Raw genomic sequence first — 22,705 nt, forward strand, 5'->3', positions numbered from 1 at the left:
CAGCCGAACCCATTTGAGATGACATGCTGGAAACGTTGGTATGGTGTCCAACGGGGTTGGCAAGGATGGCAGGGAAGGGATTTCAAGCGACTGCGCCTTGCACTGCTTCAGGCCTTTTTCAGTACCTTGATTCGGCACCCTTGGCCTTGACCGCCGCCAGCAATTTGTCCTGGTTCCAATCGCCATTACCAGTAGCATGCAGGCGGATCCGTCCCAGCGAGAAGTCTATGCGCTGGGCGCCGTCGAGGGTCTCCGGCACCGCGACCGACCTGATCGGACAATCGTGATGACTGTTCGCTTGGAGTGCAGCCCCTGGAGCAGGGGCGACGACGATCAGGTATGCGCCGCCGTCACCCTTCATCCCGCCGCACCCGCGCCCGGTAGTCATGCACGTTGTCCCCGCTGATGCGTGTCTCACGCGTACCGGTCACGGTATCGACCTTCGAGTCCGAACCGGTCACCGGCTTGGCTTCGACCGTGGTCTCGCGCTCGAAGGCGTGTGACTTGTCGGTGTTGCGGTAGTACCGGTACAGGGCCCAATAGAGCGCCGTCGCGCCGACCGGGCCGGCCGCCAGCAACCAGAGTCCGCCTTCGTCGCTCATGACGCCACCACCAGGAACCAAAGGACCAGGGATTCGATGAAGGTGCCGGTGGCCAGCGCGGCCAGCAGCAGTTTCCATTGCTGCACGGGCACGCTGCCCATGGTTTCGCCGGTGCGGCCGTTCACCGCGATGTAGTGCAGCATGCCGCCATTGCGGCCGGGCTGGTGATAGGAGTACAGCCAGACCGGCAGGTACATCGACACCCAGCGGGTGCCGTGGACTTCGAGCTGCTCGCGCTCCCAGCGCACGCCGCGGTCGTAGCGGCGCACGGAGCCTTCGACCTGGGCGCGTGCGATGGACAGCAACTGGTCTTCCAGGCGCGGCCGCATCCGCTCGACGTCCAGGTTGCGTTTCTCCGAGGTGAAACCCAGCAGGTACGAGGCGTTCCATTTCAGCGCATTCTTGGTATCGAACGGCAGGATGGTGTTGATGATGTTGTTGGTGTTGACGCGGGTGTCCAGGTTGCCGCGATCGGAGGAGGATTCCAGCGGCAGGTCGTCCACGGTGAAATCCACCGCGCGGTTCACCTGGTACACGTCGGCGTCGTAGTAGGTCTTCTTCTTGTCGCCGCTGCCGCGCGTGTACTCGCGAGTCTTGATTTCGCCCTTGCCGGCGACGGCCGCACTCGCGTTGCCATCGACGATCATGTAGGGCAGGTAGACGCCGACGACATTCTCGGGCGTGAACTGTTCCTTGAACGCCTTCAGCGCGAACAGGCGGCGCTTGTCCACGAACTGGCGGATGCGCGCGACCGCATCCTCCTTGCCGATATGGAACGGCAGCACGGCATCGGGCACCGCGCCGTTGGCGACCTGTTCGTTGACGCCGAACACGTGGCGGCACCAGTGGCAGCGCGCCGTCATCGTGGTTTCGGTGTTGACGGTGACTTCGGCGCCGCAGCCGGTGCATTTGAAACTCATCAGGCTGGCGGCGTCGGCTTCGATGTCGCGCGCACCCGAGGCGATGACCGTGCCGCGCAGCTGGTCGAGGCCTTCGCCCAGCCCGAACTCCTCTTCCACACGCGCGCCGTGCCATTCATGCCGGCAGTACTGGCAGACCAGCACGTCGGTGCCGAGCCTGAGACGGACATCGGTGGCGCCGCATTTCGGGCAGCGGTTCAGACCGTCCTTTAGTTCGGCTGCGGAGGTATCCAGCGCCACCGGATCAGGCGCCTCCAGTTCATCGCGGATGGCGCCGGGCAGGGTGGCCGGATCGACCGGAAACTGGCCGGGCAGGGGCGGCACGTCCCGTGGCGAGCCGGGGCCGGTCACGGGCGCCGCCGGCAACGGCGGCGGGGTCTTGGGGTCGGACATGGTTGCGGAACGCCTGCTGTTACAGACCCAATGCCTTGGCCTTGAGCGCGTCGTAGTCGGCCTGGGTGATGAGGCCGAGGTCCAGCATCTCCTTGGCCTTCTTCAACCGGGCCACCGGGTCTTCGGCCGCGGGCGCGGCCGGGGTCACCGGCTGCTGCAGGCTGCCGACACCGCCGACCATGCCGGTCGCCATGCCCAGTCCGACCAGCCCGGCGGCGCCGCCGTTCTCGCCGGCCGACTGGATGCCCTGCGCCACGCTGGCCTGCAGATTGGAGTTGCCGCGTCCGCCGGACAGCGCATCGGCGCGCTGCACGGTCTTGAGCAGTTCGCGGGTGTTGGCGTCGTACTCGATCGAAACGATGGCGGTCTTGACGATCGCCAGCCCGCGTTGCGAGCTCCACTGGTAACCCTGCTCGACTGCATCGGACAGGCTTTTGGCGAAGCCCAGCGAGTCCTGCTGCAGTTTGGTGATGCGGTTGCCCTTGGCCGGATCGTTCGTATACAGGCTGAAGGCCGGCGCCAGCGAACCCACCACTTCATTGAACAACTGGCTGGCGGCGGCGTTGTCCATGTCGGTGAAATCGAACACTTCGCCCGGTTGCAGGTAGCGCGCCGGTACGAAGTTCTTCACGAACAGGATCGGGTCGGTGATCTTCAGCGTGTAGGAGCCGCGCGTCACCGCGCCGACCTGGGTATTGAGGAAGCCGTCGTCCCAGTAGATTTCCGACTGGGTGCCGAAGCGGTTGTCGGGCAGCTCCTTCAGCGACACGAAGAACGCGGCCTGCTGCGAACCTGGCTGGCCACCGAACTTGAAACGCTCCCAGCTCTGCTTGATCAGCGGGCTGACCAGGCCGTCGCCGGCGAAGATCGACTGCGAGTTCACGTCGTCCGAGCGCCATTCATAGCCACCTGGTTCGGCGACGAAGCCGGTCACCGCGCCGTCCTGGAACAGCAGCAGCCCGTACCCCTCGGGCACGACGATCTTCGAGCCGTTGGTGATGATGTTGGAGGAGCCGCGGGTATTGGAACCACGCCCCGCGTTGGTCCCGCGCGGCACCGCCGCGAACAGCGCCGCCGTCGCCGGCAAGCCCTCCGGCACGGTGTAGAAATCCTTCCACTGGTCCGCCAGAACACCGCCAACCGCACCTGCCACCGCCTGTACAAGACCCATGACCAACTCCCTTCTGTTCGTGGACGGGCACCGTGCCCCTATGCTCGCCGCACTATACCAGCGCGGTGGGGCGGAAAAGGTTGCGGGGCGGGTCCAAGGATGGATGCAAGGGGTGCGGGCTAGGCAGGGGCGAGGCCGGTGAACCGCCGCTTGTTGTCATGCCAGGGTCGCAAGCCCTGTGCACACTCTTCCGGTTCTCCTGGGACTGCGCGAAGAACCCCGTCGTGTGCCAGGGGGAGGCGCAGATCGGGCACGTGGGAACGGATTCAAGTATCTTGCCGCTTCACCAGAAACGCACTTCCGCCTCGGCCCCGCACATGATCCGAACCTTGTTGCTCACAACGCTCCTCATGGTGTCATCGGCAGCCACCGCCATCGTCATCCGGCATGACGTCGATGATGCGAAGTACCGGATTCCGGCCTCCGAATTTCCCGCCCTCGTCGACATGCCCGGTGAAGGGCACGGAATATTGATTGCTCCCCAGTGGGCCATCACCGCGGCGCACACGATTCCCGCGCATTCAAAACTGGAGCAGGTCGTCATCAATGGCGTACCCAGAAGCGTCGAACGCGTCGTCACCCATCCCGGCTACAAGACGCTGCCGCATGACCTGATCGAGCAGGCCACGGCCACCGGAGAGGCGATGTTGATCGTGGTGTTCCTTGCCAATTCCGACGACGTCGCCCTGATCAAGCTGAAACAGCCTGTCGCGGACGTCGCTCCCGTCGCGCTCTACAAGGACGGCAAGGAGTTCGGCCAGATTGTAGAGATCGTGGGGAAGGGCGCGACGGGCACGGGCGCGAGCGGTTACGCTCCGGAAAGCCCACATCGGACGGAGCTTCGCCGCGCGTTCAACAAAGTCAGCAGCGCGCATGACCGCTGGTTCTGCTACGAATTCGACGAACCGCCGGCGGCCCTGCCCCTGGAGGGCATACTGGGCAACGGGGACAGCGGCGGCCCGGTGCTGATCCAGAACGAGGGCCAACGGGCGTTGGCCGGACTGGCGTCCTGGAAATTCGTCCACGGCCACGTCATGACGGCACGGCCGGGACGCTATGGCCAGATCAGCTGCAATGTCCGCCTGAGCCACTACCGTGAGTGGATTGAAGGCGTGATCTCGGAGCAGCCGTAGGCGTAGCCGGTGAGTTCACCCAGATGGATGGGTGAACGAGCAACGCTCGCCGGCCGGAATATCATTCTGTGTGTGCTCATGGTGTGTCCGGATCTGCGAACACAACACGATGGAAATGACTCAGATACCTCTCACCCAAGAGAGGGGCCAAACGCTCCAACGATCTGAGGGCTGCGGGGACGTCGACAGGTTTTCCTTCCAGGATCGCAAGGGCCTGATTGTGGAGGGCATACGCAAACTCAGCCGGAGCACGGATGGAGGGCGGTTGGTCACCGCCAATATAAGACGCAAGAAGCACCCGCAACTCAAAGACTGCGGCTGCCATTAGTCGCTTTTCCAGATCCTGATCAGAATCAGACATCGAATCTACCTTGTGGCCTATCGGTTGGTGCGCACTTCCTGGCGGCTTCAAGATCGCGGATCAAACAATCACCCGCAACTCCTGGTCGCAGCGGCAGGCTTTCGCGATGCGTGCGGCCCATGCGATGGCCTCCTCGCGAGAAGGCAGTTCCAGTACGGTGAAGCCGCCGGTCAGCGGGGGCGCCCAGGAGTAGCCACCTTCGGCGAAGGTGCCGTTGGCGGAAACGAGCACGGGGGACACGCGTTCCTCGATGCCGCCGGCAAAGAGGTAGACGCCGGCGGCCTTGGCCTCGTCGATCACGGCATTGGCGTCACGGCCCACCGCCTGCATTTCGTCGTCGGGCACGACCATCGCCGCGCTGGGAAAGGAAATCAGGTACATCGCCATGGTGCCCTCGTCTTGTCTGGGGAAAACGACGCCGCGTAGAGCGGAGCTTGCTCCGCTGCCTTCCGCCTCCCGGAGAGAGCCGGTCGCCCCGTTCCGTACCGCTGTGCCTGGCGGGAAGGGAGATTGCAATGATGCCCGAATCGAGTCGCATCAAAGCGCCGAGGTCCCGGCAGGACCCTGACGGACGAAGCTTCCTTTATCTGAACAGGGCGCGCCTCCTACCGGATACAGATTTTCTCGCACCGCACAAAATTAAAGACCGCTTCCGACGGCGCGTTGCGAAGGGAAATACGATGCCAATCCGATACCTTCTCCAGCACTGGATTCGTGGAAATGTCCGGCCTGGCACGTAGCGTTGTCCAGCGCTGTCATTTAAAGTCGGTCGCCTCTGCCAGCAAACGGGAACGCCATGGCCGCACGCCGAACCCTGCCAGCACTGCTCGCGCTTGGTCTGCTCGCGAGCCTGTCCGCCGTTTCCGCGACGGCTGCGGAAAATCCCGCCGATGCGCTGACTGGACGCTGGGACATCACCGTGCATACGCCCACCGGCGACGTGCCTTCCTGGCTGGAAATCCGCCGTTCCGGCGCGAGTGCGCTGGTCGGACAGTTCGTCGGCGCCGCCGGCAGTGCGCGACCGGTGTCGCGGGTGGAAACGGATAACGGCGAAATGCGCTTCGCCATTCCTCCGCAATGGGAGGGCGGCAACGGCGATCTGTCGTTCCAGGGACGCCTGAAAGACGGCAAGCTCTCCGGGACGATGCAACTGCCGGACGGCAAGCGCCACGACTGGAGCGCGGTGCGCGCACCGTTGTTGCACCGCATCGGAACTCCGCGCTGGGGACAGCCGATCCGCCTGCTCGGCGGCAAGGGGCTGGAAGGCTGGCGTGCGATCGGCCAGTCGTCGCAATGGTCCGTGGAAGACGGCGTGCTGCGCAATGCCAAGGCCGGCGCCAACCTGGTCAGCGAACAGCGCTTCACCGATTTCAAGCTGCACGTGGAATTGCGTTTTCCCAAGGGCAGCAACAGCGGCGTGTACCTGCGCGGCCGCCATGAGGTGCAGATCGCCGACACCTTCGGCGAGCCGGCCAGCGACAGCCTCGGCGCGATCTATGGTTTCCTGGCACCCAGCGAGGATGCTTCCGCGAAGCCGGGCGAATGGCAGTCGCTGGACATCACCCTGGTCGGGCGCAAGGTGACCGTCGCGGTCAATGGCAAGACCGTGATCTGCGATCGCGAGATTCCCGGCATCACCGGCGGCGCGCTCGACAGCGACGAGGGCGCGCCGGGTCCGCTGATGCTGCAAGGCGATCATGGTCCCGTCGAGTTCCGCAATATCACCCTGACCCCGGCGTTGTGAGCATGGCCGACGACAACACTTACGACGCCATCGTCATTGGCTCCGGCATCTCCGGCGGCTGGGCCGCCAAGGAACTGTGCGAGAAGGGCCTGAAGACGCTGGTGCTGGAACGCGGCCGCAACGTCGAGCACGTCAAGGACTATCCAACCGCGTGGTTGTCGCCGTGGGAGCTGCCACATGGCGGGGCGCTGACGCGCAAGTACCGGGAAGAGAACCCGGTGGCTTCCCGGATCGCCGCCGAGGATGTGCTGCACTTCTTCACCAAAGACGCCGATCATCCCTACGTGCAGGAAAAGCCGTTCGACTGGATTCGCGGTTATCAGGTCGGCGGGAAATCGATCATGTGGGGACGCGCCTGCCAGCGCTGGAGCCGCTACGACTTCGAGGCGCCGGAACGCGACGGCTACGGTATCGGCTGGCCGATCGGCTATGACGACATCGCGCCGTGGTACTCGCACGTGGAGAAATTCATCGGCGTGTCCGGCAACCTGGACGGCCTGGATTCGATGCCTGATGGCGAGTTCCAGCCGCCGTTCGATTTCAACTGCGTCGAGAAGACCTACAGCGAGCGCATCCGCAAACACTACGGCGATCGCTACGTGGTGCAGGGCCGCTGGGCGCACCTGACCAAACCCGAGCAGATCCACCTGGATCAGGGGCGCGGCCCCTGCATGTCGCGCAACATGTGCTGGCGCGGCTGTCCCTATGGCGCCTATTTCAGCTCCAACTCGTCCACGCTGCCGTGGGCGGCCAGGACCGGCAACCTGACCATCCGTCCCGATGCGGTGGTGCACTCGATCATCCACGACGAGCGCAAGGGCCGCGCGGCGGGCGTGCGGGTGGTGGACGCGCATACCGGGGAGATCACCGAATACCGCGCGCGCATCGTGTTCGTGAATGCATCCGCGCTGAACTCCGTGCTGATCCTGCTGAACTCGATCTCCGCGCGCTTCCCGCACGGGCTGGGCAACGACAACGGCCTGCTCGGCAGGTACGTGGCCTTCCAGAGCTATCGCGCCAACGGCGGCGGTCTGATCGACGGGTTCGAGGACGGCTACTACTACGGACGCCGTCCTTCGGAATGCATCATCCCCAACTTCCGCAACCTCAAGCGGCACGAGATGGATTTCGTCGGCGGCTACACCACGTTCACCGGCGCGTTCCGCGAACGCGGCGCGCCCGCGCCCGGCCGCATGGGCGGCGCGTTCAAGGACGCGCAGGCGCGGCCGGGACAGTGGAAGGTCTACATGTACATGCAGGGCGAGACCATTCCCAAGGAAAGCAACCACGTCCGCCTGCACGACACGCTCAAGGATTCATGGGGCATCCCGCAGCTGGTGACGTCGGTGGAGTACGACGACAACGACGAAAAGATGGTCCGCGACTGGCGCGAGCAGGCGAAGGAGATGATGGAAGTCGCCGGTTGCCGCGACATCGAGACCGCGGACACCCAATGGTATCCCGGGCGCGATATCCACGAGATGGGTGGCTGCCGGATGGGGCGTGATCCGGCTACCTCGATGCTCAACCAATGGAATCAGCTGCATGCATGCCCGAACGTCTTCGTCACCGACGGCGCCTGCATGACGTCCACCGGCAACCAGTCGCCGTCGCTGCTCTACATGGCGCTGACCGCGCGCGCGGTGAACCGCGCCGTCGAGGAATTGGGGAGACAGAACCTGTGAGCGATGCCAAGCAAAACATCACCCGTCGCGAGGCGCTGAAGACCGCGCTGGCCGGCAGTGCGTTGGCTGCGACTGGCTTGTTGCTGTGTGCCGGCATGCCCGGCGACGCCGAGGCCGCTACCGCGACGCCGTCCCCGGCGCAGGACGACCGGACCTTGCTGGAGGACATCGCGGATACGCTGCTGCCGACGACGCCTGCATCTCCCGGTGCCAAGGCCGCCGGCGTCGGCGCGATGATGGTGCTGATGCTGGCCGACTGCGAGAGCCCGGAAACGCAGCAGCGCGTCGCCACCGGCTTGCAGGAACTTCGCACCGCCTGCCGTGAACGCGGCGGCAGTTTCGCCTCGCTGCCCGTGGCGGAACGCGAACGCCTGCTCACGGAGCTGGATGCGGCCGCGCAGAAGACTGGGGACAAACACTGGTTCAACAGCGTGCGCGCGCTTGCGCTGCAGACCTATTTCAATTCCGAAGTCGGCCTCACCCAGGCCCTGCGCTACATCCCGGTGCCTGGGCGCTACGACGGCTGCGTGCCGCTGGAGCCGGGACAGCCGGCATGGGCGTGAGGGAGGATTCCGGGCGAGAACGGGAGCCTGGCAGTTCCAGATAAGTTACACCCACACATCATTCCGCGCGGTATACGTGCCCCCCGCATCCCCCGTGTTGATCACGCCGCGCGGCTCCACCAGCATGATGCAGCATTCCCGCGCGGCCACGGGCCGGTGCTCGACGCCCTTGGGAACGACGTACATTTCCCCGGCGGCAAGCGGCACGGACTTGTCCCTGAACTCCAGCGTCAGTTCGCCTTCCAGGACGATGAACACTTCATCCGTGTCCGCGTGGGCGTGCCAGACGAATTCGCCCTGCACTTTGGCCAGCTTGAACTGGTAGTCGTTCATCTCGGCGATGACGCGGGGCGACCAGTGGTCCGAGAACCGGGCCAGTTTGTCCCGCAGGTTGATGGCGGTGTCCGACATGCGCCCCGACTCCTTGATGGTTGAATTCCGGATTCTGCCGTATCGGACTAGGACACCTTCGTCTTGCCGCGCAAAGACAGGCAATAACCGATGGTCACGGCTATCCCCAGCAGGACGGCCAGCGAACCGCCCGCCGCCGCGACCCGGGTCGGAGCGAATGCCCACAGTCCGGCGTAGACGAGGCCGCTCAGGGCGAGGGACCAACCGCCGACCCGCGTGGCCCGGCGCGCCCAGGCCTCGGGAACGAAGCGTTTGGGCATGCGATTGCCGAACCAGGCGACCATCAGGCCGATGGCGCCCATGACCAGACGGGTGACGGTTTCGCCATCGATGTATCCAAGCTTGCGCGCGTAGGTGGCGCCGAGCGCGAGCAGCACGATGCCGACGCCCCATGCGAGATCCGAAACCAGTTCTTTGTTCATCGTGCCGTCTCCTTCTTGGATTTCTTCGGCGACCCGGCGCCGAACGAATGGACAAAACCCAGCAGCGCATCCTCGAGCACCGAGAGCTTCAGGTGGTAGATCACGGATTTGCCGGCCTTTTCCGCATGGACCAGATCGGCTTCCTTCAACACGGCGAAATGCGCCGACATGGTGGGCTTGGAGACATCGAACTGGTCGCTGAGCTCGCCCGCGCTCAGCGGCCCCTGACGCAGCAGTTGCAGGACCCGGCGGCGGGTGGGGTCGGAAAGGGCTCTGAAGACCTGGCTCATGTTGCGACAATTAGCTAAATATCTAATTGTGTCAAGGGGAAGAACCGGGAAACCGACGACCGGCTAGATGGCGTTTGGCCGGCCCGCATCCGCGTTCGGGCGCGGCGTCAGCCTGCGTCGAAAACCCCGCCTGCCCAATCGATGAACGCCCGCAGCCGCGGCGACGGCAGGCGGGTACGCGCGTAGACGATGTTGACCGGACTGGGCAGCGGCGGGAAACGTTCGAGCAACGGGACCAGCGTGCCGGCGGCGAAGTAGCCGTCCAGCCGGTAGCGCGGCGCCTGGATGATGCCGAAGCCGGCGAAGGCGGCGCCCACGTAGGATTCGGCGCCGCTGACCCGCACGCGGGTGGGCAGGGTGAGGTGGCGGACGCGCCCTTCCTGCTGGAACTCCAGCGGCAACAACGCGCCGATGGCGGTCGACTTGAAGCCGACCATCACGTGGCCACTGGTTTCCAGGGCATCCACGTCCGTCGGCATGCCGTGGCGTTCGCAGTAGGCCGGCGAGGCGGCGGTGGCCTCGGGCAGCAGGGTCAGGCGGCGGGCGACGAGATCGCTGTCGCGCAGTTCGCCGACGCGGACGGCGCAGTCGACACCTTCCCGTACCAGGTCCACGTAGCGGTCGCCTTCGCTGACATCCAGTTCGATGTCGGGATAGGCCTCCAGGAACGCCGGAAGCCGTGGAAACAGCAGATGGCGGGCGAGGGTGCCATGCACTTCGATGCGCAGAGGGCCTTTCGGGCGCGTATCACGGAAGGCGCCTTCGGCGTCCTCCATGTCGGCGATCAGGCGCAGGCTGCGGGCGTAGAAGATTTCCCCTTCCAGGGTGAGGCTGACCTGGCGGGTGGTCCGTTGCAGCAGGCGCACGCCCAGGCGCGATTCCAGTGCCTTGATGGCGTCGGTCACGGTGGCGCGGGGCAGCGCCAGATCCTCCGCGGCGCGGGTGAAGCTGCGGCGTTCCACGATCCTGACGAAGACCCGCAGGGCGTCGAAGCGGTCCATTGTCCGGATTCCCGAATAGTGTTGGCGGATATTGCCAGATTATCCGGAACAGCTCCGCCAATAAGGTAGCTCCACCGCCAATCGGGCGGTCCAACGAGCTCCCTCCATGAACACGCAAACCTCCCGTCCGGTCGCCATCGTCACCGGCGGTTCCCGCGGCATCGGTGCCGCCATTTCCGAACGCCTCGCCGCCGATGGCCATGCGGTGGTCATCAACTACGCCGGCCGGCGCGACGACGCCGAGGCGCTGGCGAACCGCCTCGTCGCCGAAGGCGCGGAAGCCATCGCATTGCAGGCCGACGTCAGCGATCCGGTCGCGATGCAGCGCTTGTTCGATGCGGCCGAGGCCCGCTACGGCGGCGTCGATGCGCTGATCAACAACGCCGGCATCCTGGAACAGGCCACTCTTGCACAGGTGGACGATGCCGCGTTCGACCGGCTGATCGCCATCAACCTCAAGGGCAGCTTCAACGGCATGCGCGAAGCGGCGCGGCGCCTGCGCGACGGCGGCCGCATCGTCAACCTGTCCACCAGCCTGGTCGGTACCAAGCTGGAAACCTACGGCGTATACGCCGCGACCAAGGCAGCGGTGGAAACCATGACCGCGATCCTGTCCAAGGAACTGCGCGGGCGCGCGATCACGGTCAATGCCGTCGCGCCGGGGCCGACCGCCACCGATCTGTTCCTGGAAGGCAAGTCGCCGGAACTGATCGAACGCCTGGCGAAGATGAATCCGCTCGAGCGCCTGGGTAAGCCGGCGGACATCGCCGCGGTCGTGGCCTTCCTCGCCGGCCCGCAGGGCGGCTGGATCAACGGCCAGGTCATCCGCGCCAACGGCGGCATGGTCTGAGCCCTTTTCCTTCCGGAGACTTCGCAATGAACAAGATCATCCTGGTAACCGGCGCCTCGTCCGGTTTTGGCGCCCTGACCGCCCGCCATCTGGCGGACCGGGGACACACGGTGTATGCCAGCATGCGCGACACCGCCGGGCGCAACGCGCCGCAGGTGGAAGCGGCGGCGCGGTACGCGCGCGAGAAAGGCGTGGACCTGCGCACGCTGGAACTGGACGTGCAGTCCGACGCTTCGGCCGAGGCCGCCGTGCGTGCCATCCTGGCCGATGCCGACCGCCTCGACGGGGTGGTGCACAACGCTGGCCACATGGTGTTCGGACCGGCCGAAGCGTTCTCGCCCGAGCAGTACCTGCAGCTCTATGACGTCAACGTGGTCGGGACGCAGCGGGTCAACCGCGCGGCGCTGCCGCACCTGCGCGCGCAGGGCAGGGGATGGCTGGTGTGGGTGGGTTCCAGCAGCACGCGCGGCGGCACGCCGCCCTATCTGGCGCCGTACTTCGCCGCCAAGGCGGCGATGGACTCGCTGGCGGTGTCGTACTCGACCGAACTGTCCCGCTGGGGCATCGAAACCACCATCGTGGTGCCGGGCGCCTACACCGCCGGCACCAACCACTTCGCCCATGCCGGCAAGCCCGCCGATGCGGCCCGCGCGGCCGAGTACGACACCGGTCCCTACGCCGGCGTGCCCGAGCGGATCCTGGAAGGATTGAAGGCGCTGGAACCCGCCGATGCCAACGTGGACGACGTGGCGGCGGCCATCGCCCGCGTGATCGATCTGCCGCACGGGCAACGTCCGTTCCGCGTGCACGTGGATCCCTCGCAGGACGGCGCGGAGACGGTCAACGCCGTGGGTGACCGCGTGCGCCGCGAGATGTACCGGAATCTTGGCATGGAGGATCTGCTGAAGCCGGTATCGCGTTGAACGAACCCGTTGGAACGACGTCGCGGAACGTCCGAAGCCGCAAGATGCGAATTCGGCCTGGGCCGGGCACTGCCCGGCCCGATACCGTGCGGGGGCGAACGCGATCCGTCGACGGCGATGCCCGAAGCCGCCCGATTGGCGGGACGCTAGTCGTGCAGCAGACCAATCTTGAAGCTGCCCGCGAAGCTGCCTGCAAGCAGGTCCTCCACCAAAGCCCGCGCGGTGTTCAGGTCTTTCGATTTGAATTCGATGTCGTTTCCGCTGTCTCCCACCCAAGTACCGAGTTTCCTGTCGGCGAGTGCGGCGGTCAGCTGGTCGAAGACGGGCTGGAAGTCGTAGCCCGGAGGACTGCCTTCCGGCGCTGCAAGTTCGATGGTGAGGCTTCCTGATGCTTTCCCCTCCGAATGAAGGGAGTAGGCATGGAAGAGCGCCCATTGCTCCTTCGTGGCGGTCGGGAAGGGATGCGCCCGGGGAAGCGGGATCGATGCGTGGAGGGAGCCGAGCGCGGATCGCGATGCGTGACCGGGGATTCCGTGATCGCATATCGCGAGCAGGCCCAACAGGCCGGCCCGGTAGAGCCGCCAGCCGAGGTCGGCGTCGCTTGCATGCAGCACGGACGTCGCGTCGAAACGAACCGTGACGCGGGCGGAACCTCGACGCTCCGATGGCGCTTCCGACACCTCCTCCCGGTCCGATGCCAGCAAGGTCAGGTGAACCTCGCGCAGTTTCGGCATCGCGTGAAGGAAGCCGCTCTCCAGCGCGGCGATGAACAGAGGGCACTCCGTGCTATCGACGCGATTCAGCCTGTCGATGACCCGGCCGCTTCGTATCGTCGGAAAGTCCAGCAGGGGAGTCAGGTAAAGATTGAATCTGCGGATCGGTTTCATGTCGCGGGCTGTCGGATGGACGATGTCGTGATACCGGACGACGAACCGCGCCGGATCGTCGAACGACTTCGGATACGCGCCTTGTCAGGCCCCGAGCAAGGTGCTGGAAAGCCGCTGGGCGATGCCGCTCGCGACCAGCACGAACGCACCTGCGAGATTCAACAGGACCGTCAGCCAGAAAGTGCGCTGGAATGAATCCTTCGCGGTTTTGTGCCGGCATTGTTGCTGCGCGACCAGCCCGCCCGGCCAACCGAAAAGAAGGTCGATGAAATGGAGAGTCGTTTCCGGAATCCGGCGATATTCCTTTTTCGCCGCTGCCTTGTCGAGGCAATACAGCACATAGGAAACCAGACTGACGGCCACGTAGGCTAGCGAAACCATGACGGGGACTTTGCCGAAAAGAGTGAAAATCGCCACCAGAAGGAAGAACGCCAGGGCGATGCCCAGGCGTGGAATGCGTCGGTGCTTCCCGGGGGCTTCAATCTTCTGGCCGGCAAAACGGATGGTCTTTGCGTTCAATCGGCCCTTGGCGTCTTTCCTGGTTTCGTACGAGATCAGATCGCCAACCACCGGCGGTCGCGAACCTCGCTGGAATTCGCTGACGTGAACGAAGGCGCGGTCGCCGCCTCCGTGGGGGACGACAAAACCGAAGCCCCGTTCGCCGTTCCAGTCGGTGATGCGTCCTGCGAACCTCATGGAAGTGCTCCGGCCACGCGATTTGTCCGTGGGCGCCGGTGGGCGCGCCATCCCCTGATGCGGGCGATCCTATGTTTCCGGTGGCTGGCTCACAAGCCGCGCGGGCGCCGGCCCGTCGAGTTGGGGGGAAAAGACGCGGACCGGCGACGGGAAAGTGGGGAACCTATACAAGTTCCGGATCGGAAGCCGCGCCCCGACGCGTTACCATGCGGAACTCCCCACGTCGCGTAATGTCGATCTCCCCCATGATGGCCCGCATCCCCCACGCACCCCTGGCGGCATGAGCAACGCCTCGAAGCGCGTGGAGACCTGGGCAGCCGATCCCAGGGTCGAACGCTCGCAATCCTGGATCGCCGCGCTGTTCAGCGCGCTGCTGCATCTGCTGATGCTGTTCATCCTGCTGTATTCCTCCAAGCCCACGGTGACGGCGCCGCAGAGCGCTGCCGGCGGCAGCCGGGTCCGGGTGGATTTCATCGGCGAACCCAACCAGTCCGACCAGCCCGTGCAGGCGCCGCCCAGCCCGCCGCCTGCGCGGCCACCCGAACCCGTCCCGCCGCCGCCCGCGGCGTCGCGCATCCCGTCCAGGCTGGTCGACCGGGCCGACGATCCGGTACCGCCCGAGGCGCGGATGCCGTCCGACAGCCGCGATGCGCGACGTAGCCCCAGCACGGTCCCGCGCCAGAGCCAATCGCAGCCACAACCGCCCAGCACGCCCTCGTCGGCCCGCCGCCGTCCCGAGACCTGGACGGGACGGCCGCCGGGCCTGATGGCGGAAGACGCCGCGCCGGAGAACGCCGGGATGACCAACAGCCCCGCCATCCGCAACGGACGCGGCCGCGACATGACGGCCAACGGACCCAGCATGGAGCTGGGCGGTTACCTGGTCTATTACGACGTGCGCAACGAAGTCCAATTGCGCTCCTGGGCCGACCAGGGCATGAAGGAGTTGTTCCTGCCGCTGCCGGGAACGCGCTACTACATGGTCTGCCCACTGGAGATCGCGCTGAAGCGCGGCTCGGGCAAATGCCGCGCGCTGGATCCGGACGCCCCGGAAATGAAGTCCATCGGCGACGCCCGCCAGGCCGTCAACATGATGCAGGTCTACAAGCAGGGCGAACTGGTCTGGAACGGACCCGGGCCTTACCGGTGAGGTTGCTGGGCGACGATATGGCGATTCGGAAAATCTGAAACGATAGACGTGCACGAGACGTACCGCTGATGTCCAGGAAGTTCCTGTCCAGGCAGACAGTGCAGCGAAAAATTGAATCCCTTTGTCGTCAGATCTCGTCGTCCCTCAGATCGCCGAGCCGTGCAATCCCGGTGGCGACGATGCCGATTCCAAACGGGATGAGGGTGAATCTAGCGAAGGGCAAACCAAGTCCCGAAAACAGGGCCGCCAGCGCCAGTGAAAGCAGGGTAAAAGATTGCGCCAGCGCGCCGAAGCTGGATGCGACGCGTCCGAACAACCGCCAGCGTGCGCAGAAGATGGGACGAAAACGGGATGACGGGTTTATCCAGGTCACATGGATCATTCCCGCGCCAAGGATGAAGAAAATGAAGGCGGCTGCGAGAATGTGGACCTGGGCTTGCGTCATGATGCCTGATTACGTGTTGATCGTTCACGCGCGATTGTGCGTCATTCCATCCGTGGGAGGTCAGGGCGCGGGTATCGCATCGGCCTTTCCGGCGAGCACTTTCAACGCGGCGACGGTCTGCTCGTCGGAGAAGCCGCAATGTCCTTCGCCGGCCGCCGGAAGCACCGTGGGCAGCGATGTCGCCCCCGCCTTGGCCGCCAGCTGCGGATAGACGCCTTGCATGCGCGGCACGATGGTCGGATCGCGATGATTGAACTGGATCACCAGCGGTCGCTTCAGCGCGCCGGTCAGCGCCAGTTCGTCGGCGAATCTGGTGCTGACCGCCGGATCCGCCGGGTAGCGCTTCACGCCGGCGTTGAAGGCCGCGTCATCGCCGAATCCGGCATAGACCGTGTCCTGGTTTCCAACCGGCATGCCGCCGTATCGCCTGGCCATGTCATGGAACACCAGCGCATGCAGGCTGATGACGCCGGCGAGTTCCTCGGGTGTCACTTCCAGGCGGGTGGCCAGTCGCTGCGCCGTTTCCGGCCGTGTTTGCAGCGCCGCCGCGATGCCCTGGTGGAGCTGCATCTGGGGAAGCGCGGCCGCCGCCGGCGAGATGAGGCCGTCCGCCGGCAATTCTCCCGCTTTCGGGAAGAAGTAGTCGAAGGCCACCAGCGTGGTCAGCAGATCGCTGGCCAACACGTCACCGGGGAGGGTGGCGCCGCACAATGCGACACCGCCGGCGTAATGGTCGGGCTGCCGCTCCAGGCTGGCGATCGCGATCGCACCCCCCATCGAGAAGCCAAGAATCCAGGTGCGCCGGGTTTCCGGATGCCGGGTGATGAAATGCTGGCGCAGGCGTTCGGTATCCGCGACCGCGTCGGCGACTGCCCAGCCCTGCGTGCGGTAACCGCTTTGCGCCACGGCGTAGCCGGCGCCGAGCAGCGCGGGCGTGGCCTCGTTCGCGGGCCAGGCGGATGGGCGTGGCGTCCCGACGGGTTCGAATCCATGTGCCAGCATGATGAGTTCGCCGTTCCAGTTGTCCGGAACATCGATGCGCCACGGGGCGCCCTGGAGTTCGCCGGTTTCCGCAACCGGCGCCCCGGCGAGGACGTGCGGTGCGAACAGGGAGATGCCGAGAAGGAGAGCGAGTCGTGCAACTGCGGGCATGGCGTCCATCCTGGATTGGCGGCCGGGCGAACATAGCATCCGTCCGGTCGGTTCCACTACACCGCAAATGCGGAAAAGCGTGGCGGATCGTGCTTCGGCCAAACCGCGTGCCCGGACATGCGAACCGAACACCGATGTTGTAAAAGGGCAGACCGACCGATACGAGGACATGCACCCATGGAGCGATTCACTGCTGGCTGCCTGTGTGGCGACGTCAGGTTGGTGGCGTCGGGACGTCCCTATCGGGTCGGCATCTGCCATTGTCTGGATTGCCGCAAGCATCACGGCGCGCTGTTCTTTGCGGCGGCGATGTTCCCGCAGGAGGCGGTGGCCATCGAAGGTGAAACCCGCGACTACGCCGGGCGCCATTTCTGTCCGCGTTGCGGCTCTTCGGTGTTCGCCCGCAGTGGTGATGAAATCGAACTGCATCTGGGGGCGCTGGACGTCCCCGGTCAGCTGGTGCCGACCTACGAGTGCTGGACCGTCCGCCGGGAGGCATGGCTGCCGGCGTTCCCGCTGGGGAAGCGATACGAGCGGGATCGCGAGGAAGGGGGACCTGGTGAGGCATGAGCCATACGTCGCGACACCTGGAGGATGCCCCTGGCGATGACCACCTTGACTCCCGGCAGCGCCCCATCGAGCATTTGCTAGCGCGGGCCGGCTTTCGGCATCGCAACTCAACGGGCTGGGGGCGGAGATGGCAAGGATTACCGGAATCGGTGGCGTCTTTCTGAAGTGCAGGGGCGACAGCGCCGCGTTGGCCGCCTGGTACGAGAAGCACCTGGGCATGCCGTTGGAATCCTGGGGCGGCGCGGTCCTGCGCTGGCCGGATGATAAGGCCGAGGATGGTGGACTGACGGTGTGGCATCTCGCCCAGCGGGAGAGCCAGTGGTTCAGCCCCAGCGAATCGTCCTTCATGATCAACTACCGGGTCGACAACCTCGATGAGTTGCTCGCCCAGCTGCGCGCGGCGGACGTGCAGATCGTGGGTGGCCCGGAGTCGCACGAGAACGGCAAGTTCGCCTGGATCATGGATCCCGATGGCAACAAGGTGGAATTGTGGGAACCCATGCCCTGGGATGAGAAGAACAAGGGCGCGTGAATCTCGTCCCTTGTTCCGCATGGGTTGACCCCGGCGTCACCGTCAGGGAACGCGACTGAAGGTGGTGGTCTGCAGCATCGGGCTGCCTTCCTTGCTGAAGAACGCCTTGGTTTCGGTCAGCGTCTTGCCGTCCCCGGTGACGGTGTAGATGCGGGTGGAGGAGGGCGTGCCCTTGTACGCCAGTTGCAGCACCAGCACGTTGGGAGCGGGCATTTTCATCGCCGACACGTCGGCCCAGTAGTCGCCGGTGACCGGACCCGGTGTGCCGTCCAGGGGCAGCGTGGCATCCGAATGCATCGTGCTGCCATCCGGATTGACGATCTTGACCTGCGTGTTCCATTTGCCGTCGGCCTGGGTATGGAACTCCAGGGTCACGCTCTTGGGCCGCGCTTCCGGCGGCATCGGCAGCTTGTCGACGTCGATCGCCCACTTTCCAGCCAGCGGAGACGATGCCGGCGAGTCGGCGAGGGCGGGCACGGCTTGCAGTGCGACAGCGGTCAGCAGGACAGCGAACATCGTCTTCATGGGAATCTCCGTCGAAGGGGAGGGATAAAGTGCAGACGCAGGGAAACAAGCGTACCGCCGGTCCGGAGGAATGTATTTGGCGGATTGCGACATTCTGCCCGAGGCGACGGTCGAGTCTGCTTCGGGAAAGCCGGGCAACCATCGCCTGGCGGTGTGATGGCCGGCAAATGAAAGCGGCGAAAAAAAAACGGGAGGCGCCACGCGCCTCCCGCCATGAATTTATATAACGGCGGGGGGGGTGCGGCAAGGCCCGGGGCATGCGTCAGCATCGCCGGCCTGTCGAAACGACAGGACAGCGAGCAAAACGATGGCGGATTCGCAAACCTATTACCACGGCACCAAGGCCGACCTGAAAGCGGGTGAATTAATCGCGCCCGGACGCACCTCCAACTACGGCACGCGCCGGCAGTCCCGGTTCGTCTACCTGTCCGCAACGCTGGACGCGGCGATCTGGGGCGCGGAACTGGCCGTGGGAGACGGGCCGGGCAGGATCTACCTCGTAGAGCCGACCGGTCCCATCGAAGACGATCCCAACCTGACCGACAAGCGGTTTCCCGGCAACCCCACCCGTTCGTACCGTTCGGCGCATCCCTTCCGCGTGATCGGCGAGGTTGCGGAATGGGAGGGGCATTCCCCCGAGCGGTTGGCGGAAATGCGCGCGCATCTGGATGACCTGCGCCGCCGGGGCATCGAGGCGATCGAGGAGTAGGGCGATGCCGCTCCACGCCGCAACTGCCGCGATGCGTCGTCACGGTGGCGGCGTTGCGGTCACGAACGCTTGTTTTCGAGCGCGCCGGTCAGTCCCGCCGCCATGCGCTCGGCCAGCGAGCGCTGCAAGGGCACATAGTCGTCCATGTCCGTGTCGCCGGTGTACTCACCCGACCACAGCAGGCGTCCGTCCCGTTTGTCGACCAGGGTCAGCACCACGACGGTCTGGCGCGGCGTCTGCCGGACGCTGACGCGGGCGTGCAGGTCCGCTTCCCGGCTGTCGGCGGCCACGCTGTAACCGGCAGGCAGGCGGTGGCTGATCCGCGCGGTCAGGCTTTCGCGCAGGCCGGCATTGAACTTCGGGAACAGCACGTATTCGCACAGGCCCTGCACCGGTTCGATGGCGATGCGATGTTGGGGCGGGGACAGCGCCGCATGCGCCCACAGCGCGCCGCCGACGCCCAGCGCCACGGCAAGCAGGCCGCCGGCCAGCGGCCACCGGTGCGAGGTGCGCGCAGCCGGTGGTGGCAGTGGTCCCGCGGTATCGCCTTCGCCGGCCAGCGTGGCGATGAAGCGATAGCCCGCGCGCGGTCGGGTCTGGATGTAGCGCGGGGTTTCGGCATCGTCTTCCAGCAGGGTGCGGATGCGGCGGATGCAGGTGTTGAGGGCGGCGTCGCCGCCGGTGCCGGCGCGTGGCCAGAATCGTTCGAGCAGTTCGTTGCGGGTAACAATCCGGTCCCGGTGCTCGATCAGGTAGGCCAGGACTTCCACCACCTGGGGCGGGGCATCCAGCGGAATATCTTTCCGGAACGCCTGCAAGGTGGTCGTATCCAGCCGGACGTCATCGAAGCACAGCATCGCTTTCTCCTGATTCCCGTGGCCCGAAAGCCTTGCGGTGACGACATGTCAGCCGATGTCACGACATGTCAGTGGCCGATTCTGCCAGATGGCTCCAGGCTTTCCCGGACCGCGCCGCCGGTATCCGGACGGGGAAGGATTCTCCCACGCGAGGCCGTCCTAGCGGTGGGCCTGCCGGTGATATGCCGTCTTTCCACACTCCCCTGGAGCCTGTTCATGCATTTTCCCATCCGTGTTGCGTGGTGCCTTCTTTTCGTCTGTGCCGGCGTGGCCGGTCCGGCCCATGCGGAACGGACGGACGTGGAAGTCCGGGTACTGGCACGGGGCGCCAAGTTCCTCGGCGGCTACACCGCACCGGTGCGGGTGGTCCTGAGCGATGCGGACACCGGCGAGATCCTGGTCCGGGGTCAGACATCGGGCAGCACCGGCGACACCCGGATCATCATGGACGCTGGAAGGAAGCCGGGCGGGAAAGTTTCCACCGCCGATTCGGCGCTGTTCCGGACAACCCTTGACCTGGATCGCCCGCGCCGGGTCACCGCAAGCGTGACCGGGCCGCTCGGCCAGCCGCAGGCCATCACGACCGCCACCAGCACGCAGTGGATCCTGCCGGGCCGGCACCTGACCGCAGGCGATGGCTGGCTGCTGGAATTGCCGGGCCTGATTGTCGATCTGGCCAGCCCGGTCGCCTATCAGTGGATCAAGACCGGTACGAACGTGCCGGTGCGGGTGGGGGTCACGATGCTGTGCGGCTGCACGATTTCCGCGCAGGGGCCGTGGCGCGTGGCCGACACCGAGGTCGAACTCCATGTGACGGTCGACGGCGGCACGCTACGCCGCTATCCGCTCCGGTTCGATCCGGACAGCGGCTTGTTCGGCGCGGACATTCCCGTCGAGCGATCCGGGCTGCATGAGCTGGAGGTGCGCGCCTGGATGGGGCGGAGCAACAATGCGGGCGTGGCGCGCACCGCCTTCTTCGTCCGGTGAGCGCCGGGCCAGATCGCCTGCATCACAAGGCAAGCAAAAAACTGCCCCTCCCCCGCCCGCGGGGGAGGGTGGGTGGGCTCGGCAACAGGAGCGACGGAATGAAGTGCAAAAGGTTGATGGCGGTGCTGATCGTGCTGGTTGCCGTGTTGCCGGGTGCCGCCTTCGCGTGCGACGACAATGCGCTGTCCCGTTCACTGGAACGGCAAATGACGCTCAACCGCGCGCGCTACGGCATCGCCGGCCAGGCATTGCTGGTCGCGCATGATGGCAAGGTGGTGTTCCAGGGCGTGGACGGCGAGGCCGACGTGGAAACGCACCGGCGGGTCGCGAGCGGCGATGTCTTTCCCGCCTATTCACTGGCCAAGCTGTTCACCAGCACGCTGATCATGCAACTGGTCGAGAAGGGGCAGGTGGACCTGAATACGCCGGCGAGCGCCTATCTGCCCGGACTGCCGGTGACCTGGCGAACCATTGCCGTGCGGGATTTCCTCGATCACACCTCGGGCGTGCCGGAGTATTTCGACAACCGGAACGGTGCGGGCGCGGCGGCGGACACGGTGTTCGCCCCGGATCTGGCGGATGTGTTCACCTCGCTGGCGGACAGGCCGATGCAGTTCGCTCCCGGCACCGACACGCGCTACACGCAGACCAACTATCTGGTGCTGGCCGCGCTGCTGGAAGCCCGCTACCGGAAGCCGTATCCGCGGATCGTGGAGACGCGCATCCTCGACAGACTCGGCATGCGCCACACCTGGCTGGGTCCGGCCGGATTGCCCCCTCGAGGCGTGGTGACCAGTTACATCGGCAAGGAAGGTCGTCTGCAACGGGAACAGGACCTGGCCTGGCCCACCTATGCCTACGGCCATGCCGGCCTGTATCTGACGCTGGACGACCTGGGCCGTTTCCTGCGGGCGATGAGCTCGGGTGAATTGGTGGGCAAGACGACCCTGCGCCGTCTCTGGCAGCCGCGCACGCTGTCCGGTGGAAAGCGCGGCTGGTTCGCCGCCGGCTGGGAGTACGGCGAGAGCGACGGCTACCGGCAGGTCGGCCATGACGGTGGCGCCCGCGTGCGGGTCCGCATCGTGTTCAAGGATTCGCTGGACGATGACGTCCATGTCTTCGCCTATCTGACCAATGGCAGTACCCGCAACGTCTGGTCGCGGGTCCTGGTGGACAGTGCGATGGCGGCGGCGCCGGACCAGTTCCCGGCGGAGGCGTTGTCGGAAACACTGGTGGCGTACGCGTTGCAGACGCCCGCCGAAGGCGACGTCCAGGCGCAGGCCCGGACGATTCGCGCGAACAGCGTCCTCGACGCCGCCGACCTGGAGCGGGTCGTCAACAGCACCGGCTACGCCGTGCGCGAGAACCTGGGCGTGGACGCGGCATTGCGCGTGTTCGAACTGAATACCGTCCTGTTCCCTGCGTCGGCCAATGTCTGGGACAGCCTGGCGGAGGCCCACGCGGCTAAAGGGAACATGGACAAGGCAAGTACGCTGCGTGAGAAGGCGCGCCAGCTCGCGGCGCCGGCGGGTGATCCGCCGTGGCGGTAGCGAGAAGCGGAGATCTGAAGAGGGAGTGCGCGCTGTTCATGGAAGATGGACGATGTCGGCTGACGGGAACGACAACCTATGTTTCTCCCCGTCACACGGATGCCGTGGCGCTTGCAGGATTGAAGTGACGTGGTGCCTTGTTGCCGTGGTCCCGGGCCGGAGACCGCCACGGAATG

General features: G+C 65.6%; 27 protein-coding genes. 12 read left to right on the top strand and 15 right to left on the bottom strand.

All coding sequences use genetic code 11. From position 1 onward, the window contains the following. Positions 1-118: 118 nt before the first annotated feature. From FG323_RS18280 to FG323_RS18295, 4 genes are read right to left on the bottom strand one after another with little or no spacing between them, the layout of a single operon-like run. Entirely contained in the window at positions 119-361 is a 243-nt protein-coding gene (locus FG323_RS18280) for a hypothetical protein (protein ID WP_141456153.1), read from the bottom strand. Beyond that, a complete protein-coding gene (locus FG323_RS18285; RefSeq protein WP_141456154.1) occupies positions 351-602 on the bottom strand; it encodes a hypothetical protein in 252 nt (83 codons plus the stop codon). The genes FG323_RS18280 and FG323_RS18285 overlap by 11 nt, the downstream gene beginning before the upstream one ends. Then, a complete protein-coding gene (locus FG323_RS18290) occupies positions 599-1,915 on the bottom strand; it encodes a TFIIB-type zinc ribbon-containing protein (RefSeq protein WP_141456155.1) in 1,317 nt (438 codons plus the stop codon). Before FG323_RS18290 ends, FG323_RS18285 begins: the two co-directional genes overlap by 4 nt. A gap of 19 nt (positions 1,916-1,934) precedes the next feature. Continuing rightward, entirely contained in the window at positions 1,935-3,086 is a 1,152-nt protein-coding gene (locus FG323_RS18295; RefSeq protein ID WP_141456156.1) for an SPFH domain-containing protein, read from the bottom strand. 317 nt (positions 3,087-3,403) lie between these two features. Between FG323_RS18295 and FG323_RS18300 the strand changes: the two genes are divergently transcribed. Next, positions 3,404-4,219 (top strand): trypsin-like serine protease, encoded by an 816-nt coding sequence (locus FG323_RS18300; protein ID WP_141456157.1) that lies wholly within the window; start codon positions 3,404-3,406, stop codon positions 4,217-4,219. A gap of 421 nt (positions 4,220-4,640) precedes the next feature. On the opposite strand, the gene FG323_RS18305 is transcribed toward FG323_RS18300, so the two are convergent. Further along, the gene (locus tag FG323_RS18305; RefSeq protein ID WP_141456158.1) at positions 4,641-4,967 is read right to left on the bottom strand and encodes a YciI family protein; all 327 of its coding nucleotides are present in this window, start codon (positions 4,965-4,967) and stop codon (positions 4,641-4,643) included. Positions 4,968-5,376: 409 nt separating this feature from the next. Here FG323_RS18305 and FG323_RS18310 point away from each other — a divergent pair, with 409 nt between their 5' ends. From FG323_RS18310 to FG323_RS18320, 3 genes are read left to right on the top strand one after another with little or no spacing between them, the layout of a single operon-like run. Next, complete coding sequence (locus tag FG323_RS18310; RefSeq protein WP_141456159.1) at positions 5,377-6,324, top strand: DUF1080 domain-containing protein; 948 nt, start codon at positions 5,377-5,379, stop codon at positions 6,322-6,324. A gap of 2 nt (positions 6,325-6,326) precedes the next feature. After that, positions 6,327-8,009: a GMC family oxidoreductase gene (locus tag FG323_RS18315; protein WP_141456160.1), complete on the top strand. Its 1,683-nt coding sequence runs from the start codon at positions 6,327-6,329 to the stop codon at positions 8,007-8,009. Then, the gene (locus tag FG323_RS18320) at positions 8,006-8,572 is read left to right on the top strand and encodes a gluconate 2-dehydrogenase subunit 3 family protein (protein ID WP_181444294.1); all 567 of its coding nucleotides are present in this window, start codon (positions 8,006-8,008) and stop codon (positions 8,570-8,572) included. Before FG323_RS18315 ends, FG323_RS18320 begins: the two co-directional genes overlap by 4 nt. Before the next feature lie 45 nt (positions 8,573-8,617). On the opposite strand, the gene FG323_RS18325 is transcribed toward FG323_RS18320, so the two are convergent. The 4 genes from FG323_RS18325 to FG323_RS18340 form a co-directional block, all read right to left on the bottom strand. Further along, positions 8,618-8,983 carry a cupin domain-containing protein gene (locus tag FG323_RS18325; RefSeq protein ID WP_141456162.1) on the bottom strand — a complete coding sequence of 122 codons (366 nt, stop codon included), beginning with the start codon at positions 8,981-8,983 and terminating at the stop codon, positions 8,618-8,620. A gap of 47 nt (positions 8,984-9,030) precedes the next feature. Next, on the bottom strand, positions 9,031-9,405 hold the full coding sequence (locus FG323_RS18330; RefSeq protein ID WP_181444295.1) for an ammonium transporter: 375 nt from the start codon (positions 9,403-9,405) through the stop codon (positions 9,031-9,033). After that, positions 9,402-9,695, bottom strand: coding sequence for an autorepressor SdpR family transcription factor (locus FG323_RS18335; RefSeq protein WP_141456163.1), 294 nt, complete (start codon positions 9,693-9,695; stop codon positions 9,402-9,404). Before FG323_RS18335 ends, FG323_RS18330 begins: the two co-directional genes overlap by 4 nt. A 107-nt stretch (positions 9,696-9,802) precedes the next feature. Next, positions 9,803-10,696: a LysR family transcriptional regulator gene (locus tag FG323_RS18340; RefSeq protein ID WP_141456164.1), complete on the bottom strand. Its 894-nt coding sequence runs from the start codon at positions 10,694-10,696 to the stop codon at positions 9,803-9,805. Positions 10,697-10,802: 106 nt separating this feature from the next. Between FG323_RS18340 and FG323_RS18345 the strand changes: the two genes are divergently transcribed. Both FG323_RS18345 and FG323_RS18350 read left to right on the top strand, forming a co-directional pair. Then, a complete protein-coding gene (locus FG323_RS18345; RefSeq protein ID WP_141456165.1) occupies positions 10,803-11,546 on the top strand; it encodes an SDR family oxidoreductase in 744 nt (247 codons plus the stop codon). Positions 11,547-11,572: 26 nt separating this feature from the next. Beyond that, the gene (locus FG323_RS18350) at positions 11,573-12,469 is read left to right on the top strand and encodes an SDR family oxidoreductase (protein ID WP_141456166.1); all 897 of its coding nucleotides are present in this window, start codon (positions 11,573-11,575) and stop codon (positions 12,467-12,469) included. A 146-nt stretch (positions 12,470-12,615) separates the two neighbouring features. Here FG323_RS18350 and FG323_RS18355 read toward each other — a convergent pair whose 3' ends face one another. Beyond that, positions 12,616-13,356: a hypothetical protein gene (locus FG323_RS18355; RefSeq protein WP_141456167.1), complete on the bottom strand. Its 741-nt coding sequence runs from the start codon at positions 13,354-13,356 to the stop codon at positions 12,616-12,618. An 84-nt stretch (positions 13,357-13,440) separates the two neighbouring features. Beyond that, a complete protein-coding gene (locus tag FG323_RS19920) occupies positions 13,441-14,052 on the bottom strand; it encodes a DUF1294 domain-containing protein (protein ID WP_181444296.1) in 612 nt (203 codons plus the stop codon). A 280-nt stretch (positions 14,053-14,332) separates the two neighbouring features. On the opposite strand from FG323_RS19920, the gene FG323_RS19765 reads away from it, so the two are divergent. Continuing rightward, on the top strand, positions 14,333-15,202 hold the full coding sequence (locus FG323_RS19765; RefSeq protein WP_181444297.1) for a type II toxin-antitoxin system RelE/ParE family toxin: 870 nt from the start codon (positions 14,333-14,335) through the stop codon (positions 15,200-15,202). 127 nt (positions 15,203-15,329) lie between these two features. Here FG323_RS19765 and FG323_RS18375 read toward each other — a convergent pair whose 3' ends face one another. Together FG323_RS18375 and FG323_RS18380 are read right to left on the bottom strand one after the other, a co-directional pair. Continuing rightward, positions 15,330-15,647, bottom strand: a complete 318-nt coding sequence (locus FG323_RS18375; protein WP_141456170.1) for a hypothetical protein — start codon at positions 15,645-15,647, stop codon at positions 15,330-15,332. A gap of 60 nt (positions 15,648-15,707) precedes the next feature. Continuing rightward, positions 15,708-16,799: an alpha/beta hydrolase gene (locus FG323_RS18380; RefSeq protein WP_141456171.1), complete on the bottom strand. Its 1,092-nt coding sequence runs from the start codon at positions 16,797-16,799 to the stop codon at positions 15,708-15,710. A 177-nt stretch (positions 16,800-16,976) separates the two neighbouring features. Between FG323_RS18380 and FG323_RS18385 the strand changes: the two genes are divergently transcribed. Both FG323_RS18385 and FG323_RS18390 read left to right on the top strand, forming a co-directional pair. Then, entirely contained in the window at positions 16,977-17,369 is a 393-nt protein-coding gene (locus FG323_RS18385) for a GFA family protein (protein ID WP_141456172.1), read from the top strand. Between the two features lie 127 nt (positions 17,370-17,496). Further along, positions 17,497-17,901: a VOC family protein gene (locus FG323_RS18390; RefSeq protein ID WP_141456173.1), complete on the top strand. Its 405-nt coding sequence runs from the start codon at positions 17,497-17,499 to the stop codon at positions 17,899-17,901. 42 nt (positions 17,902-17,943) lie between these two features. Here the strand turns inward: FG323_RS18390 and FG323_RS18395 are convergent, their stop codons facing one another. Further along, on the bottom strand, positions 17,944-18,426 hold the full coding sequence (locus FG323_RS18395; RefSeq protein ID WP_141456174.1) for a LuxR family transcriptional regulator: 483 nt from the start codon (positions 18,424-18,426) through the stop codon (positions 17,944-17,946). Between the two features lie 307 nt (positions 18,427-18,733). On the opposite strand from FG323_RS18395, the gene arr reads away from it, so the two are divergent. Next, positions 18,734-19,135, top strand: coding sequence for an NAD(+)--rifampin ADP-ribosyltransferase (gene arr / locus FG323_RS18400; RefSeq protein ID WP_141456175.1), 402 nt, complete (start codon positions 18,734-18,736; stop codon positions 19,133-19,135). A gap of 59 nt (positions 19,136-19,194) precedes the next feature. On the opposite strand, the gene FG323_RS18405 is transcribed toward arr, so the two are convergent. Continuing rightward, positions 19,195-19,992, bottom strand: a complete 798-nt coding sequence (locus FG323_RS18405; protein WP_141456176.1) for a winged helix-turn-helix domain-containing protein — start codon at positions 19,990-19,992, stop codon at positions 19,195-19,197. Between the two features lie 300 nt (positions 19,993-20,292). Here FG323_RS18405 and FG323_RS18410 point away from each other — a divergent pair, with 300 nt between their 5' ends. Both FG323_RS18410 and FG323_RS18415 read left to right on the top strand, forming a co-directional pair. Continuing rightward, positions 20,293-20,979 carry a hypothetical protein gene (locus FG323_RS18410; RefSeq protein ID WP_141456177.1) on the top strand — a complete coding sequence of 229 codons (687 nt, stop codon included), beginning with the start codon at positions 20,293-20,295 and terminating at the stop codon, positions 20,977-20,979. Between the two features lie 98 nt (positions 20,980-21,077). Continuing rightward, positions 21,078-22,529: a serine hydrolase domain-containing protein gene (locus tag FG323_RS18415; protein ID WP_141456178.1), complete on the top strand. Its 1,452-nt coding sequence runs from the start codon at positions 21,078-21,080 to the stop codon at positions 22,527-22,529. Positions 22,530-22,705: the final 176 nt, after the last annotated feature.

This window comes from Pseudoxanthomonas sp. z9 (assembly GCF_006542425.1).
In the GTDB taxonomy this organism is placed as follows: Bacteria; Pseudomonadota; Gammaproteobacteria; order Xanthomonadales; family Xanthomonadaceae; genus Pseudoxanthomonas_A.